14 protein-coding genes are annotated in these 14,615 nt (G+C 66.6%); 11 read left to right on the forward strand and 3 right to left on the reverse strand.

Annotated elements, in window-relative coordinates:
* Positions 1-201: 201 nt before the first annotated feature.
* Both NP3_RS24855 and NP3_RS24860 read right to left on the reverse strand, forming a co-directional pair.
* The gene (locus tag NP3_RS24855; protein ID WP_063824895.1) at positions 202-2,148 is read right to left on the reverse strand and encodes a glycoside hydrolase family 15 protein; all 1,947 of its coding nucleotides are present in this window, start codon (positions 2,146-2,148) and stop codon (positions 202-204) included.
* Positions 2,149-2,322: 174 nt separating this feature from the next.
* Positions 2,323-2,589: a hypothetical protein gene (locus NP3_RS24860; RefSeq protein ID WP_063044010.1), complete on the reverse strand. Its 267-nt coding sequence runs from the start codon at positions 2,587-2,589 to the stop codon at positions 2,323-2,325.
* Between the two features lie 200 nt (positions 2,590-2,789).
* Between NP3_RS24860 and NP3_RS24865 the strand changes: the two genes are divergently transcribed.
* Both NP3_RS24865 and NP3_RS24870 read left to right on the forward strand, forming a co-directional pair.
* Complete coding sequence (locus NP3_RS24865; protein WP_063044011.1) at positions 2,790-3,524, forward strand: FadR/GntR family transcriptional regulator; 735 nt, start codon at positions 2,790-2,792, stop codon at positions 3,522-3,524.
* Positions 3,508-4,239 (forward strand): cache domain-containing protein, encoded by a 732-nt coding sequence (locus NP3_RS24870; protein WP_063044012.1) that lies wholly within the window; start codon positions 3,508-3,510, stop codon positions 4,237-4,239. Before NP3_RS24865 ends, NP3_RS24870 begins: the two co-directional genes overlap by 17 nt.
* A gap of 9 nt (positions 4,240-4,248) precedes the next feature.
* Here NP3_RS24870 and NP3_RS24875 read toward each other — a convergent pair whose 3' ends face one another.
* Positions 4,249-5,205, reverse strand: coding sequence for a LysR family transcriptional regulator (locus NP3_RS24875; RefSeq protein WP_063044013.1), 957 nt, complete (start codon positions 5,203-5,205; stop codon positions 4,249-4,251).
* Between the two features lie 64 nt (positions 5,206-5,269).
* Here NP3_RS24875 and NP3_RS24880 point away from each other — a divergent pair, with 64 nt between their 5' ends.
* From NP3_RS24880 to NP3_RS24920, 9 genes are read left to right on the forward strand one after another with little or no spacing between them, the layout of a single operon-like run.
* Positions 5,270-6,430, forward strand: coding sequence for an XdhC family protein (locus NP3_RS24880; RefSeq protein ID WP_063044014.1), 1,161 nt, complete (start codon positions 5,270-5,272; stop codon positions 6,428-6,430).
* Between the two features lie 57 nt (positions 6,431-6,487).
* Positions 6,488-7,378: an FAD binding domain-containing protein gene (locus NP3_RS24885; protein ID WP_063044015.1), complete on the forward strand. Its 891-nt coding sequence runs from the start codon at positions 6,488-6,490 to the stop codon at positions 7,376-7,378.
* A gap of 2 nt (positions 7,379-7,380) precedes the next feature.
* Positions 7,381-7,899 (forward strand): (2Fe-2S)-binding protein, encoded by a 519-nt coding sequence (locus NP3_RS24890; RefSeq protein ID WP_063044016.1) that lies wholly within the window; start codon positions 7,381-7,383, stop codon positions 7,897-7,899.
* Positions 7,896-10,286 (forward strand): aerobic carbon-monoxide dehydrogenase large subunit, encoded by a 2,391-nt coding sequence (locus NP3_RS24895; RefSeq protein ID WP_063044017.1) that lies wholly within the window; start codon positions 7,896-7,898, stop codon positions 10,284-10,286. The genes NP3_RS24890 and NP3_RS24895 overlap by 4 nt, the downstream gene beginning before the upstream one ends.
* Positions 10,287-10,300: 14 nt before the next feature.
* Complete coding sequence (locus tag NP3_RS24900; protein ID WP_063044018.1) at positions 10,301-11,188, forward strand: XdhC family protein; 888 nt, start codon at positions 10,301-10,303, stop codon at positions 11,186-11,188.
* Positions 11,185-11,778 carry a nucleotidyltransferase family protein gene (locus NP3_RS24905; RefSeq protein ID WP_063044019.1) on the forward strand — a complete coding sequence of 198 codons (594 nt, stop codon included), beginning with the start codon at positions 11,185-11,187 and terminating at the stop codon, positions 11,776-11,778. Before NP3_RS24900 ends, NP3_RS24905 begins: the two co-directional genes overlap by 4 nt.
* Positions 11,775-12,662: an AAA family ATPase gene (locus NP3_RS24910; RefSeq protein WP_063044020.1), complete on the forward strand. Its 888-nt coding sequence runs from the start codon at positions 11,775-11,777 to the stop codon at positions 12,660-12,662. The genes NP3_RS24905 and NP3_RS24910 overlap by 4 nt, the downstream gene beginning before the upstream one ends.
* Before the next feature lie 13 nt (positions 12,663-12,675).
* Complete coding sequence (locus NP3_RS24915; RefSeq protein WP_063044021.1) at positions 12,676-13,320, forward strand: SRPBCC family protein; 645 nt, start codon at positions 12,676-12,678, stop codon at positions 13,318-13,320.
* A complete protein-coding gene (locus tag NP3_RS24920; RefSeq protein ID WP_063044022.1) occupies positions 13,317-14,537 on the forward strand; it encodes a vWA domain-containing protein in 1,221 nt (406 codons plus the stop codon). The genes NP3_RS24915 and NP3_RS24920 overlap by 4 nt, the downstream gene beginning before the upstream one ends.
* Positions 14,538-14,615: the final 78 nt, after the last annotated feature.

A 14,615-nucleotide genomic window follows, 5' to 3' on the forward strand; every position in this document is an offset into this window, starting at 1 on the left:
CCGTAGCGTTGATCACGGCCCGCCGGTCCGCCACACCGGGTATCGATCGAAACCTTCGGAAGTCGTTATGCGCGAATAGATTTCGCGCCGAGGCCGGTCTGCGGGCCGATGCTCACGGACCAGCGGCGTTGCGGCTGCTGACATTTCGGGTGCGATCGTCGCGCGCGGACCCGCGCGGAGCACCCGGCCGCAGGATCAGGGTCAGCGGTGCATGTATCCGAGTGTGAACGATGCATCGTCGAGTCGTGGGGCGATCGATTCCCCGCCGAGCGCCTGCCGCAATATCGCTTGTTCGTCCTGAATGACGTGCATGACGGCGTTGATCAGGGCGAGGTGGGTGAATGCCTGGGGGAAGTTGCCCCAGTGCCGACCGGTTCGGGGGTCGATCTCCTCGGCGTAGAGGCCCAGGGGGCTGGCGTAGGCGAGCAGTTTCTCGCACAGCTGTTTGGCTCGTGTCTTCTCGCCGATCTCCGACAGCGCCGAGACCAGCCAGAACGAGCAGATCGTGAAGGCGCCTTCTTCCCCCGCGCAGCCATCGTCGGTTTCACCGACGCGGTAGCGCAATACGAGGCCGTCTTCGGTCAGTTCGTCGGCGATGGCCAGCACCGTGTTGCGTACCCGGTCGTCGTCGGGGGGCAGGAAACGAACCAGCGGGATGAGCAGGGTCGAAGCATCCAGCGCCGTGCTGCCGTAGTACTGGGTGAACACCTGCCGGGAATCGAGGGCATGCGCGCAAATGTCGGCGTGGATTTCGTCTGCGGCCTTTTGCCAGCGACGCGCGCGTTCGAAGTCCTGGTGGATGCGAGCCAGCCGGGCGCCACGATCGGCGGCAACCCAGCACATCACCTTGCTGGAGGTGAAATGCTGGGGCTCCCCGCGTACTTCCCATATGCCGTGGTCGGGCTCGCGCCAGTAGGTGAGAGCGCTTTTGACCGCCCGGCTCAGCACCAGCCAGGCTCGGGCGTCGATTCGGTCCTGGTTGCGCGCGTAGAGGTAGACCGCGTCCAGCGCAGCGCCCCACACATCGTGCTGGCGTTGCCGGTACGCGCCGTTGCCGATGCGCACGGGGCGGGCATTTTCGTAGCCGCGCAGGTGGGTGAGGGTCTGCTCGGTGAGGTCGCTTTCGCCGCCGATGCCGTAGACGATCTGCATGTCCCGCACGTCTTCGGTCAAGCCGATGATGTAGGAGAAGAAGTCGTTGGCCTCCCAGCTGAAGCCCAGCGTGTACAGACCCCACAGCGCGAAGGCGGAGTCGCGTATCCACGAGTAGCGATAGTCCCAATTGCGTTGTCCGCCTGGCGTTTCGGGCAATGACGTGGTGGCGGCGGCGCTGATGGCGCCGGTGGGCGCGAAGGTCAGCCCCTTGAGGGTCAGCGCGCTGCGGGTGAGCTGGGCAGCCCAGGGATGGTCCGGAAACCGCCCACCGGCCAGCCAGTGCCGCCAATGATGGATGGTCCGCAGCAGCCGTGCGTCGGCCTCGTCGACGGCGCGGGGCGCGTCACGACTGCCCCAGGAGAGCGCGCAAAAGCGGGTGTCGCCCGCCTTGAGCAGGGTGCGGGCCAGCGCATGCGTGCCTTCCAGCCCCAAGCGCATGTCGGTGCTCAGCGTCAGCTGCAGATCGATCCCGTCGGCACCGGCCTGCGCGGTGTAGTAACTGTCGAGGTACTCCCAACGCGCGCGATGCCTGCCGTAGTCGAAGGACGGCTGGCAGTCGAGCACGAACTGGATTTGCCCGGTCTCACAGTGCACCGTCCGCAGCAGAATGTGCTCGGCGTCGTAGTCGGTGGGGGTTCGGCAGTGGGCGCTACGGCCGGGTATCTGGTGTCGCCAGGGCCCGACCAGCAGCACATCGCGGACCGTCGCCCACCCTTCGCCACTGCGCCAACTCGTCTCCATCACCATTGTGCCGGGAACGTAGCGGCGATCGGTGGGCACCATGTAGTCGGCGGGGGCGAACCGGAACGAACCGGCGGAACGATCGAGCATGGCCGCGAAGACACTGGGGGAGTCCATGCGGGGCAGACACATCCATTCGACTGCTCCGCTGGGGGCGATGAGTGCGGTGACCTCGCAGTCGGAGATGAAACCGTAGTCGTCGATGCGCGGGAAGGCCGTCGGCCGCGGCATGGGTTCGCTGTGGTCGTCCATGGGGCGCTCCATCGTCGTCTCGGCGCTGAACTCTGACCTGGCTATTCCCACGCAATCGCCTGGCGAACACCTTCCTGCCGCACTGGACGGCGAGCGGATCGGGACATGAGTGAGGTGGCGTTTCCAAATGCGGTTCAGGCTGAGTATGCGCCGCGACGACGGTGCTCGGCGAGGTTATGTCAATGCCCGCTGTCCGGCCCCCAGCGGCGGGATCAGTTTCGTCCAGAATTCGCGGCGGACCGCATCCCACAGCCTCGCCAGTTCCGGAAGCAGTTCTCGCGCTCGCGCGAGATCCGGGTAGCTGCTGGGGCAGAAGGATGCCACCGGCGAAGCGTCGGATGCTTTGTGCACGGCGACAATCGCGATCACATGATGCTGAACCATGCGCCACGTCACACACAGTCCGTCGACTTCCGTATGGCAGGTCGGGCTCTCGGACATGGGAAATTCCTGTTTCGATCGTGACGTCGGCGCGTCGAGGTGTCCAGGCGGGGCAGTGCCTTTAACCTAAGACATTAGATTTCATAGTTCAAGAGCTTTACATAAAACTTTATAGTTCATATTTCAATTGTTAAATGAGTAGAATTGTGTCAGGTCCCGTCACTCCAGGAGTCGTGTTGTCCCACCAGAAGAGGGCCGGATTGACCGCGCTCGGCGCTGTGCTCTCACCGCTCGAGGGCGGTGGTCCGAAAACCGAGGCCGTAGTGCAGCGGCTGTCTGCCGCGATCAGTCTCGGTGTGATGGCCGACGGCCAGCAATTGCCGAGCGAGACCGACCTCGCCAACCAGTTGGGTGTATCGACGATGACCCTGCGGGAGGCACTGGTCGTACTTCGGCAGCAGGGCATCGTGCACACCAAGCGCGGGCGCGGGGGTGGCAGCTTCATCAGCGCTTCGGCGGAGGTCTTCGAGACCACCTCGCTGGCGCGGCTGCAGCAGATGAGCGTTCAGGAGCTGCGCGACCTGGGCGACGAGCACTTCGCCGTCACCGGGGCGGTTGCCGTGTTCGCCGCGCGCCGCAGCTTGCGGGCCGATATCGCCGGACTCCGCGCCCTGGCCGACCGGCTGAAGGACAGCTCCGACCTTGTCTCGGCCCGCCAGGCCGACAGCCGCTTTCACATCGAGATGGCGGTGTGCGCGCAGTCCACCCGGCTGACCCGTGCCGAGGTCGGTCTGCAGGCAGAGCTGTCCGCCTTGCTCTGGCTGCCGGGGCTGAAGCTGGACCCTGCGGTCGAGGCGACCGCCCATCGTGAGGTGGTGGACGCGATCGAACAAGAAGACGATGCCCGGGCCAGAGAACTGGCAGAATCGCATACGGAATCACGCATCCGCCGCCTTGTTGCTTTGCGCTTGGAGCTCAGTGAGGGACACCGATAACTTTCCGGCCCCCGCGACCATCGAGTCGCTCGCTGATTCCGTCACAAAACTGGCTGACGAGGTCTACCTATCGCTGGCAACCATCGGGACCGCGCTGACAACCCTGTGGGCTGAGCTCACCGAAAAGTTGCGGTCCGCTCCCCGGGCAAGGGATCTGGCACCGCTGCGCGAAACCATCCTCGCCGAACTCGAGTCGCGCGGAGAAATGTTCAACGGCGCAGGCGCAGTGATGGCCGACAGCGTTCTGGCGGATCACCCCCGGCATCTCGAATGGTGGCTTCCCACCGCGCAACGCCTGGTGCTGGAATTGAATCCCGGTAGCGAATACTTCTACGACTACACCAAAATGGACTGGTTCACCGTTCCGCGCGACCAGGGTCGGCGATGGGTACAGGGGCCACACCTCGATTACGCCTGCACCGATGAGTACGTCTGCACATTCTCGACACCGGTCACGATCACATCGGGAACATTCCTGGGAATCGCCGGTGCCGATGTGCCGGTTGCCGCGATCGAGGAGGTCTTGCTTGCGCGATTCCAAGCATTCGGTCAGCGGGTGGTGCTGGTCAACAATGAAGGCCGCGTCATCATGGGGACCGATCCCGAATTCACGACCGGATCCAAGACGAGCCGGATGGACAGCTCCGCTGCGACAGTCCCGATCGAGGCGATGCCGTGGTCGTTGCGGCCGCTCGGATCCACGGGATCCCACTGACCCCCGCGTTCAACTCCACAGCGTCACATGCACTTTCGGGCGGAACCGGGTGACCCCGACACCGGACCCGCGGATCATCGCCTGGGTGCATCGGGGGGTGGTGATGAACCGCAGCAGCTCCGACACAGCGGGGTGGCGGGTGTCGGGTGGCAGGGTGGTCGCGCACCACTCATCGGATACCTGAAGACCGGGCCCCTTGATGTGGCGCAACCGACCGGTCGCGAGGTCGGAGGAGACGGCGAAGCCGATCGTCAGGGTGACGCCCCCGGTGCAGCGGACCTCTTCGAGGGCGGCGGCGTCGCTCTGGAAGATCCGCTGGTGTGATTCGGGAATGGCCAATTCGCGCAGCATCGTCGCGATGTGCCCGTCGACATTGCCTGCGCTGGGGCCCAGCATCCACTGCTGTTCCCGCAGCAGCGCCGGATGCGGTGCGATGTCGGCCAGTGGGCTGTCGGGGCGCGCGACCGCAATGATCTGATACTTCAGGAACGGCCGTGCGGTGATGGTCGAGTCGGTGCCGTGGTGCCCGGGCCCCAGCGCGATATCCACCGCACGGGTCTCGATCAGGCTGCGGAACCGGCTGGTGGGATGCACACTCAGCTCCACCGACAGATCCTTCGCCCGCGCCGCGAACAGGTCGATGAGGCCGGGCGCGGCATGTTCGGCGAACGCGCTCGATGCCGCGATACGCAGCAGCCGCCGACCGTGCGCCGCCTCGCTCACCTCGATGGCGGTCTGGCGTTGCAGTCCGAGAATCTCGATCGCCCGGCTGGCCAAGCGCAGCCCGCCGGGGGTGAAGGCCAGACCCGATGCCACGCGGGTGAACAGCGGGTCGTCGAGTTCCTTGCGCAGCTGGGCGATGTGGGTCGAGACACCGGCATCCGACATCCCCAGCTCGGTGGCCGCCGCACGGACCGAGCCGAGCCGCACCACGGTCGAGTAGGCCCGAAGCTGGGCGGGTGTCACAATCCGAGTCTACTTTGGAGGTGTACGCAGCGCCGACGGCTGCATCGCGTCTGGAGGACGCATTATGCAGGACGTGCTCACGGATCTGATGACAACATGGAACGCCGGGGGCACGGCTGGGGTCGCGACGGTCGTGCGGACCTTCCGTTCGTCGCCGCGACCGCCTGGTGCGGCCATGGTCGTCGCCCCGGACGGAACGGTCGGCGGTTCGGTTTCCGGTGGCTGTGTCGAAGGCGCGGTCTACGAACTCGCCACCGACGTCATCCGCACCGGTTCTCCGGTGCTGCAGCGGTACGGCCTGTCCGACGAGGACGCATTCGCTGTCGGTCTCACCTGCGGCGGCATCATCGATATCTTCGTCGAAGCGATCTCGCGGCAGACGTTCCCGGAACTCGGTGCGGTCGCCGCGGACGTCGCCGAGCACCGGCCGGTCGCGATCGCGACCGTCATCGAACACCCCGACACCGCCCGGGTAGGGCGTCGGCTCCTGATCCGGCCGAGTGATGCGCACGGCACGCTGGGGTCGGCGCGCGCAGACGATGCGGTCATCGATGACGCGCGCGGGCTGCTCGCGGCGGGCCGCACCGAAGTGCTGTCCTATGGTCCGGACGGGCAGCGCCGCGGCGAGGGCATGGGTGTTTTCGTCGCCAGTTATGCCCGGCAACCGCGGATGCTGGTGTTCGGGGCGATCGATTTCGCCGCCGCCGTCGCCCAGCAGGGATCATTCCTCGGCTACCGGGTGACGGTATGCGACGCGCGACCGGTCTTCGCCACCTCCGCCCGGTTCCCGACCGCCGACGAGGTCGTCGTCGACTGGCCGCACCGCTATCTGGCCGCGCAGATCGCGGCGGGCGCGGTCGACTCGCGAACCGTCGTCTGCGTACTGACCCACGATCCCAAGTTCGACGTGCCGCTGCTCGAGGTGGCACTGCGCGCGCCGCAGATCGGCTATGTCGGTGCCATGGGGTCGCGCCGAACGCACGACGAGCGGCTGGGCCGGTTGCGGCAGGCAGGACTCACCGACGAACAACTCACCCGCCTCGCCAGCCCGATCGGACTGGATCTGGGTGGGCGGACACCGGAAGAGACGGCCGTGTCCATCGCGGCCGAGATCATCGCGCGACGCTGGGGCGGACACGGCGGCGCACTGAGCGGAACCGGCGGCCGGATCCACCACACGACCAGCGCGAACAGCGAATTAAGTGATTCCTTAAATCGGTCTTGACGGCTGCATCAGCGGGGCCGAGGCTTGGCTCATTCCCACTGATGTGAGGTCGATCACATGCAAGTTCCTGGGCCATTCGAATACGAGCGCGCAACGGGCGTGGATCACGCCATCGGACTACTGGACCGGCTCGGCGAGGAGGCGCGCATCGTCGCGGGCGGGCACAGCCTGCTGCCGATGATGAAGCTGCGCCTGGCCAATCCGGAATATCTCATCGACATCAACGACCTGGCCGCCGAACTCGGTTACATCGTCACAGATCCGACCCTGGTGCGCATCGGCGCGATGGTCCGGCATCGGCATGTACTGGAATCCGACGACCTCGCCACGGTGTGCCCGATCTTCCGTGACGCCGAGCGCGTGATCGCCGACCCGATCGTACGCAACCGCGGCACGATCGGTGGCTCGCTGTGCCAGGCCGATCCCGCCGAAGATCTGTGCACGGTCTGCACGGTCCTCGGCGCCACCTGCCTGGTGCGCGGACCGTCCGGCGACCGGGAAATCGCGATGGACGACTTCCTGGTCGGCCCGTATGAACCCGCCATGTCGCACAACGAACTGCTGATCGAGATCCGAATCCCGCTGCGACATCGGACATCGAGCGCCTACGCGAAGGTGGCGCGTCGCGTCGGCGACTGGGCGATCGCCGCGGCCGGCGCGACGGTGACCCTGCGCGGGGAGGCGATAGCGGCCGCACGGATCGGTCTGACCGCGGTCGACCCCGATCCGGCGGCGCTGGCCTCCTCGGTGGACGTGCTCATCGGTGAGCCGCCCACCGAGGAGGTCTTCGCCGAGGTGGGCCGCCGGGCGGGCGCGGCGTGCTCACCCGTCTCCGATGCGCGTGGCAGCGCGGACTACAAACGCCATCTCGCGTCCGAACTGACGATTCGCGTGCTGCGCACCGCGGTCGAGCGCGTACTGAATCACCCTGCACCGGAAGGGAATTAGCTATGCAGGTAACCATGACCGTCAACGGCGAACCGGTGACCGCGCAGGTCGAGCCACGCACCCTGCTCGTGCATTTCCTGCGAGATCAGTTGCGGCTCACCGGAACCCACTGGGGCTGTGACACCAGCAACTGCGGCGCCTGTGTAGTGCAGGTCGACGGCGAACCGGTGAAGTCGTGCACGATGCTGGCCGTCATGGCCGGTGGTCGTGCGGTGCGCACCGTCGAGGGGCTCGAGGTGGACGGCCGACTCGATCCCGTACAAGAAGGATTCATGCAGTGCCACGGGTTGCAGTGCGGATTCTGCACGCCCGCCATGATGATCACCGCCCGCGCCCTGCTCGACCGCAACCCGGATCCCGACGAGCAGACCATCCGCGAGGCGATCTCGGGCCAGATCTGCCGCTGCACCGGATACACCACCATCGTGCGGTCGATCCAGTGGGCCGCGGCCGAACAACGCGGCGAAGCGGTCGAGCCCGAACCCGCCGCCGCGCCGACACCGGTAGCGAGCACGTCATGACCGCCGTCGAGTCCCGGCCCGAAGACCGTGTCGACAACGACCACAAGCCGTGCGGTCACGGCAGGATGCTGCGCAAGGAGGATCCGCGGTTCATTCGCGGACACGGCAATTACGTCGACGACGTCTCACTGCCCGGCATGCTGCATTTGGCGATCCTGCGTTCCCCGTTCGCGCACGCGCGGATCGTGAGCGTCGATGTCTCCGCGGCGCAGGCACATCCGAAGGTCAGGGCGGTGGTCACGGGTGCGGATCTGGCGGCGAAGGGACTGGCCTGGATGCCGACGCTGTCCAACGATGTGCAGGCGGTGCTGGCGACCGACAAGGTCCGGTTCCAGGGCCAGGAGGTGGCCTTCGTCGTCGCCGAGGACCGCTACTCCGCCCGTGATGCGTTGGAGCTCATCAACGTCGAGTACGAGATGCTCGATCCGGTGATCGACGCCCGGACCGCGTTGGCGCCCGGGATGCCGGTGATCCGCGACGATCTCGAGGGCAAGCGCGACAACCACTGCTTCGACTGGGAGACCGGCGACGCCGCCGCGACCGAGGCGGTGTTCGCGCGCGCCGACGTCGTCGTAAAACAGGAGATCGTCTATCCGCGCGTGCATCCCGCTCCGATGGAAACCTGCGGCGCCGTCGCGGATCTCGATCCCGTGACGGGCAAGCTCACCCTGTGGTCGACCAGCCAGGCGCCGCATGCCCACCGCACGCTCTACGCGTTGGTGGCCGGGCTGCCCGAGCACAAGATCCGGGTGATCTCACCCGATATCGGCGGCGGGTTCGGCAACAAAGTGCCCATCTATCCGGGATACGTGTGCGCCATCGTCGGGTCGCTGTTGCTGGGCAAACCGGTGAAGTGGATGGAGGATCGCAGCGAGAACCTCACCAGCACCGGATTCGCTCGCGACTACATCATGGTCGGCGAGATCGCCGCCACCGCCGAAGGCAAGATCCTGGCCATCCGCTCGACCGTGCTCGCCGATCACGGCGCCTTCAACGGCACCGCCGCGCCATTGAAGTATCCGGCCGGTTTCTTCGGCGTCTTCACCGGTAGCTACGACATCGAGGCCGCCTACTGCAAGATGACCGCGGTCTACACGAACAAGGCCCCCGGCGGCGTCGCCTACGCGTGCTCGTTCCGGATCACCGAGGCCGTCTACTTCGTCGAGCGGCTGGTCGATTGCCTCGCCTGCGAACTGAAGATGGATCCGGCCGAGCTGCGGCTGCGCAATCTCCTTCGCCCCGAACAGTTCCCGTACACCTCCAAGACCGGCTGGGTCTATGACTCCGGCGACTACGAGAAGACCATGCGCCTGGCGATGGAGATGATCGGCTACGACACCTTGCGAAAGGAGCAGCAGGACAAGCGCGCCCGCGGCGAGCTGATGGGCATCGGAATGTCCTTCTTCACCGAGGCCGTCGGCGCGGGTCCGCGCAAGGATATGGACATCCTCGGACTCGGGATGGCCGACGGGTGCGAGCTGCGCATCCACCCAACCGGCAAAGCCGTTGTGCGCATCGCGGTGCAGACCCAGGGGCAGGGCCACGAGACGACCTTCGCCCAGATCGTCGCCGAAGAACTCGGCATCCCGCCCGAGGATATCGACGTGGTGCACGGCGATACCGATCAGACTCCGTTCGGCCTGGGCACCTACGGCAGCCGGTCGACACCGGTCTCGGGCGCCGCTGCCGCACTGGTGGCGCGCAAGGTGCGCGACAAGGCGCGGATCATCGCATCCGGCATGCTCGAGGTCTCCATCGCCGACCTCGAGTGGGAGAAGGGCTCCTTCCACGTCAAGGGTGATCCGTCCGCGGCGGTCACGATCCAGCAGATCGCGATGCGAGCACACGGCGCCGGAGATCTGCCCGAAGGCATCGAGGGCGGACTCGACGCGCAGATCTGCTACAACCCGGAGAATCTCACCTACCCGTATGGTGCGTACTTCTGCGTCGTCGACATCGACCCGGGAACAGCCGTGGTAAAGGTGCGGCGCTTCCTCGCCGTCGACGACTGCGGCACCCGGATCAATCCGATGATCATCGAGGGTCAGGTGCACGGCGGCATCACCGAGGGCATCGGCATGGCGCTGATGCAGATCATGGCCTTCGACGAGGACGGCAACTGCCTGAGCGGATCCCTGATGGACTACCTCATCCCGACCGCACTCGAAGTTCCGCATCTGGAGACCGGCTACACCGTCACCCCATCGCCGCATCACCCGATCGGCGCGAAAGGCATCGGCGAATCGGCCACGGTCGGATCGCCCGCGGCGGTGGTCAACGCCGTGGTGGATGCGTTGGCGCCGTTCGGAGTTCGCCACGCCGACATGCCGTTGACGCCGTCGCGGGTGTGGGAAGCGATGCAGGGGCGGGCCACACCGCCTATCTGAGTGGGTGATCACCGATGAAGATGAGCGCGCGCGCACAGCAGCTGGTCCGCACCCGGACTCCGTTCGTGCACGCGACCGTCGTGCGCGCGCAGCAACCGACCTCGGCGCACGCCGGGGACGAGGCGATCCTGTTGCAGGACGGGACGATCGAAGGGTTCGTCGGCGGCCAGTGCGCCCAGAACTCGGTCCGCAAGGCGGCGCTGGGTGCCCTGCAGTCGCACGAGAGTGTGCTGCTGCGCGTACTGCCCGACGGCGATCTGCAGTTTCCCGAAGCGCCCGGCGCGGCGGTCGTGGTGAATCCGTGCCTGTCCGGCGGAGCGTTGGAGATATTCCTCGAGCCGCAGATCCCGGCGCCGTTGGTGCGCATCTGCGGCGCGACACCCATCGCCGACGCCCTGGCCGAGATGTGCGAACTGGTCGGATTCGGGGTGCAGCGCAGTGTCGCCGGAGCCGACTCGCCGGAGTCGCTGGCCGATACGACGGCGATGGTGATCGCCAGTCACGGTGGCCCCGAAGCCGAGCTGATCCGTGCCGCGCTCGATGCGGGTCTGGGCTATGTCGGGTTGGTGGCCAGCAGGGTTCGGGGGGCATCGATTCTCGACGAACTCGAATTGACCGACGCCGAGCGAGCGCGGGTGCGCACCCCGGTGGGTTTGCCGATCGGCGCCAAGACCTCCGCGGAAATCGCCGTCTCGATTGTCGCGCAAGTAATCCAGGCGATCCGCAAAGACGGTTTGGCCGTGACACCCCGCACGGTGGCTGTCGCGGTCGAGGCGCTCGATCCGGTGTGCGGCATGACCGTGACGGTCGGACCGGACACACCGCATCTCACCATCGGCGATGTCGAGCACTGGTTCTGCAGCTCCGGCTGCCGCACCTCCTTCGCGAAGACGGGCTCATGACAATCGGGTCCGTCACCGGAGTCGTACTCGCCGCGGGAGCCTCACGGCGCCTCGGCACTGCGAAACAGCTACTGCCGTACCGGAATACGACGGTTCTCGGCGCCACCCTCGAGGTGGTGCGTTCCTGTGCTTTCGACCAGATCATCGTCACCCTCGGCGGCGCGGCCGCGGCGATCCGGCAGCAACTCGATCTCGCCGGGCTGCAGGTGGTCATGGCAGAGGACTTCGGTTCGGGCTGTTCGTCGTCGTTGCGTTCGGCCCTGAACGTGGTACACCCCGATGCTGCCGGAATGGTGCTGATGCTCGGGGATCAACCGGGTGTGTCGGCGGCGACCGTCGAGCGACTGGTCGCCGAGGCAACGTCCACGGCGATAACGGTCTGTCGCTACCGCGACGGTGTCGGGCATCCATTCTGGCTGAATCGCCGCGTATTCGGGGAGTTGGCCCGATTGCACGGCGACAAAGCCGTGTGGAAGATCATCGAGTCCGGGCGCGTCCCGGTGTCTGCACTCGACGTCGACGCGCCGATGCCCTTGGATGTGGACACCTGGGACGACTACGAGCGCCTGCGCGCCGCCACATCGCCATGATGTCGCCGTTCGACGATATCGAGGACGTGGTCCGGCGATTCGACGCCGACGACTACCTGCTCGACACCGGAACCGCCGCCGCCTTCTATCTGGCCACCACGTTGGGTCGGCCGCTGCTGCTGGAAGGCGAACCGGGAGTCGGCAAGACGACGGCGGCCAAGACCCTGGCCACCGTGCTCGGAGCACCATTGATCCGCCTGCAGTGCTACGAGGGACTCACCGTGAGCGAAGCACTGTACGACTGGAACTACCAGCGTCAACTGCTCAGCATCCGGCTCGCCGAGGCGCGCGGCGCCGACCTCACCGAAGCCGACCTGTTCACCGAGGCATTCCTGGTCGACCGCCCGATCCTGCGCTGTGCCCGATATCGCGGTCCGACGCCCCCGGTGCTGTTGATCGACGAAATCGACCGTGCCGATGACGAATTCGAAGCGCTGCTACTCGAATTCCTCGGTGAGGCCACGGTGACCGTTCCCGAACTCGGGACCTTCGTCGCCGAACACCCGCCACTGGCGGTGCTGACCTCCAACCGCAGTCGCGACCTGCACGATGCGCTGCGGCGGCGCTGCCTCTACCACTGGATCGACTACCCGGAGCCGACTCGCGCGGTGGCGATCGTGCGACGCACCGTGCCCGGGGCAACCGACGCGCTGATCGAACACGCCACCGGATTCGTGGGCCGCGCCCGCGAACTCGACCTCGACAAGCCGCCCGGCGTGGCCGAAACCATCGACTGGATCGCCGCGCTGGCAACACTCGACGTCGCCGATCTCACCGCACCGGAGGCGGTCGCCGCGCTCAGCGCACTGGCGAAGACACCCGACGACCGCGCCACCGTCCACACGGCATTCGTCGAATACACCCGAAGCCTGGCCACCGGATGAGAGGGACACCGCGATGAAGATCGCCAACGAATTCACCGTCAACGCACCCGTCGAGCAGGCATGGCAGGTGCTGACCGACCTCGAACAAGTGGTCCCGCTCATGCCCGGCGCCCAAATGGTCGGCTGGCAGGGCGAGGAGTTCCTCGGCAAACTGAAGGTCAAAGTCGGCCCGGTGACCAGCGAATTCACCGGGAAAGCGAATTTCGTCGAGCGCGACGAACACGACCATCGCGCCGTCATCAACGGCACCGGCCGCGATTCACGCGGATCCGGAAACGCGGCGGCGACCATCACCACACAACTGCGCGAAGACGGCGGCAAGACCCGCGTCACCGTGGACACCGACCTCAAGATCGTCGGCAAGCTCGCCCAACTCGGCAGCGGGGTGCTGCAGCAGGTATCCGAGAAACTCCTCGGTCAATTCGTGACATCCCTCGAAGCGAAACTCGCGGCGAGCGATTCGGCCGCCGCGGTAGTCGGACCGGACAGCGCAGAGACGCGGCCGCAGCCGGTCACACAACCCGAACCGGCACCACTGGACCTCGTCGATCTCGTCGGGCCCACGATGCTCAAGAAATATGCGCCCGCGATCGCGCTCGGACTCGCGGCCGTGCTCGCAATCATCCTGGTACGCAGACAGATACGCGGGAAGCGATGACACGCGCAGTCATGCTGCGCGGGGTCGATCTGGCCGCATTCGCCGTCGCCGTGGTCGCCCGGCTGCGCAGTGGCGGCGTCGCGGTCGCACCGAGCGGGCCCGCGCTGTTCGTACAGGCCTTGCGCCGCATGCCGCCGTGGTCGCGCACCGAACTCTACTGGGCCGCGCGACTCACACTCGTCGATCGCATGCAGGATCTCGCCGCCTTCGACGCGGTCTTCGCCACGGTATTCGCCGACGCGGTGCTGGGTGTGGACCCGCCGAGCCGAACACACGGATTGCCGACCGAACACATGTCGGCGCCGGGTACGAGCGGTCGGGGACAGAGTCGGCAAGGCGGTGCAGTCCCTTGGGCGACACTGCAATCAGCGACCGGCGCCGACCGATCGACCGACACGGATGTGACGCTGCCCGACGTACTGCCGAGCAGATTCGCGGCACGAGCACAGGAACCGTTCGACCACTTCGACCCGGACGATCTGCGCACGGTCGGTGCCTGGCTCGAGCAGGCGTCGGCGCACTGGCCGCGGCGCCGCAGCAGGCGGTATGAAAACCATCCACACGGCAAGCGGATCGACTTCCGGGCGACGATGCACAACTCCCGCCGCACCGGCTGGGAGTCTGCGGTCCTGGTCCGCACCCGTCCCCGTCGCCGCCCACGCCGAATCGTCATGATCTGCGACGTCAGCCGCTCCATGCGACCGTATTCGACGATCTACCTACACCTGATGCGAGCCGCGATGCAGCACCGCACACCCGATCGCCCCGAGGTGTTCGCCTTCTCCACCTCGCTGACCAGGCTGACCTCGGTGTTGGCGCACCGTTCCCCGGAGGTCGCGGTGGCCAGGGCCAACGACAAGGTGGTCGACCGCTACGGCGGCACACATATCGGACAGTGCCTCGGCACGCTGCTCGCGAATCCGTCCGGCAACGCGGTGCGCGGCGCCGTCGTCGTCATCGCATCGGACGGCTGGGACAGCGACACCCCCGATGTCCTCGCCCGGGCGATGGCCCGGATCCGACGCCGGGCCTGGCGCGTGATCTGGCTCAATCCCCGTGCGGGCGACTCCCGATTCCAGCCGACCACCGGTGCGATGGCAGCGGCCCTGCCCTACTGCGACATCATGATGCCCGCGCACACGCTGGCGGGCATGCACGAGTTCCTGCAAGCCCTGGCATCAGCGAATGACAACCTGTCCACGCACACGCATCGGTGACACGGCGGAAGAAACAGCGATAGTCTTCCTCCACGCCGCCGGACCCGGCTTCAGCCCGGTACGTGGCGGGCGGACGGC

Source organism: Nocardia pseudovaccinii NBRC 100343 (assembly GCF_001613225.1).
GTDB lineage: Bacteria > Actinomycetota > Actinomycetes > Mycobacteriales > Mycobacteriaceae > Nocardia > Nocardia pseudovaccinii.

Bases quoted from the DNA above. Each gene is read 5' to 3' on its own strand.
- NP3_RS24885 (WP_063044015.1), top strand. From the start codon at position 6,488: ATGCAAGTTCCTGGGCCATTCGAATACGAGCGCGCAACGGGCGTGGAT.
- NP3_RS24920 (WP_063044022.1), top strand. From the start codon at position 13,317: ATGACACGCGCAGTCATGCTGCGCGGGGTCGATCTGGCCGCATTCGCC.
- NP3_RS24915 (WP_063044021.1), top strand. From the start codon at position 12,676: ATGAAGATCGCCAACGAATTCACCGTCAACGCACCCGTCGAGCAGGCA.
- NP3_RS24890 (WP_063044016.1), top strand. From the start codon at position 7,381: ATGCAGGTAACCATGACCGTCAACGGCGAACCGGTGACCGCGCAGGTC.
- NP3_RS24910 (WP_063044020.1), top strand. From the start codon at position 11,775: ATGATGTCGCCGTTCGACGATATCGAGGACGTGGTCCGGCGATTCGAC.
- NP3_RS24895 (WP_063044017.1), top strand. From the start codon at position 7,896: ATGACCGCCGTCGAGTCCCGGCCCGAAGACCGTGTCGACAACGACCAC.
- NP3_RS24855 (WP_063824895.1), bottom strand. From the start codon at position 2,148: ATGGACGACCACAGCGAACCCATGCCGCGGCCGACGGCCTTCCCGCGC.
- NP3_RS24860 (WP_063044010.1), bottom strand. From the start codon at position 2,589: ATGTCCGAGAGCCCGACCTGCCATACGGAAGTCGACGGACTGTGTGTG.
- NP3_RS24900 (WP_063044018.1), top strand. From the start codon at position 10,301: ATGAAGATGAGCGCGCGCGCACAGCAGCTGGTCCGCACCCGGACTCCG.
- NP3_RS24905 (WP_063044019.1), top strand. From the start codon at position 11,185: ATGACAATCGGGTCCGTCACCGGAGTCGTACTCGCCGCGGGAGCCTCA.
- NP3_RS24880 (WP_063044014.1), top strand. From the start codon at position 5,270: ATGCAGGACGTGCTCACGGATCTGATGACAACATGGAACGCCGGGGGC.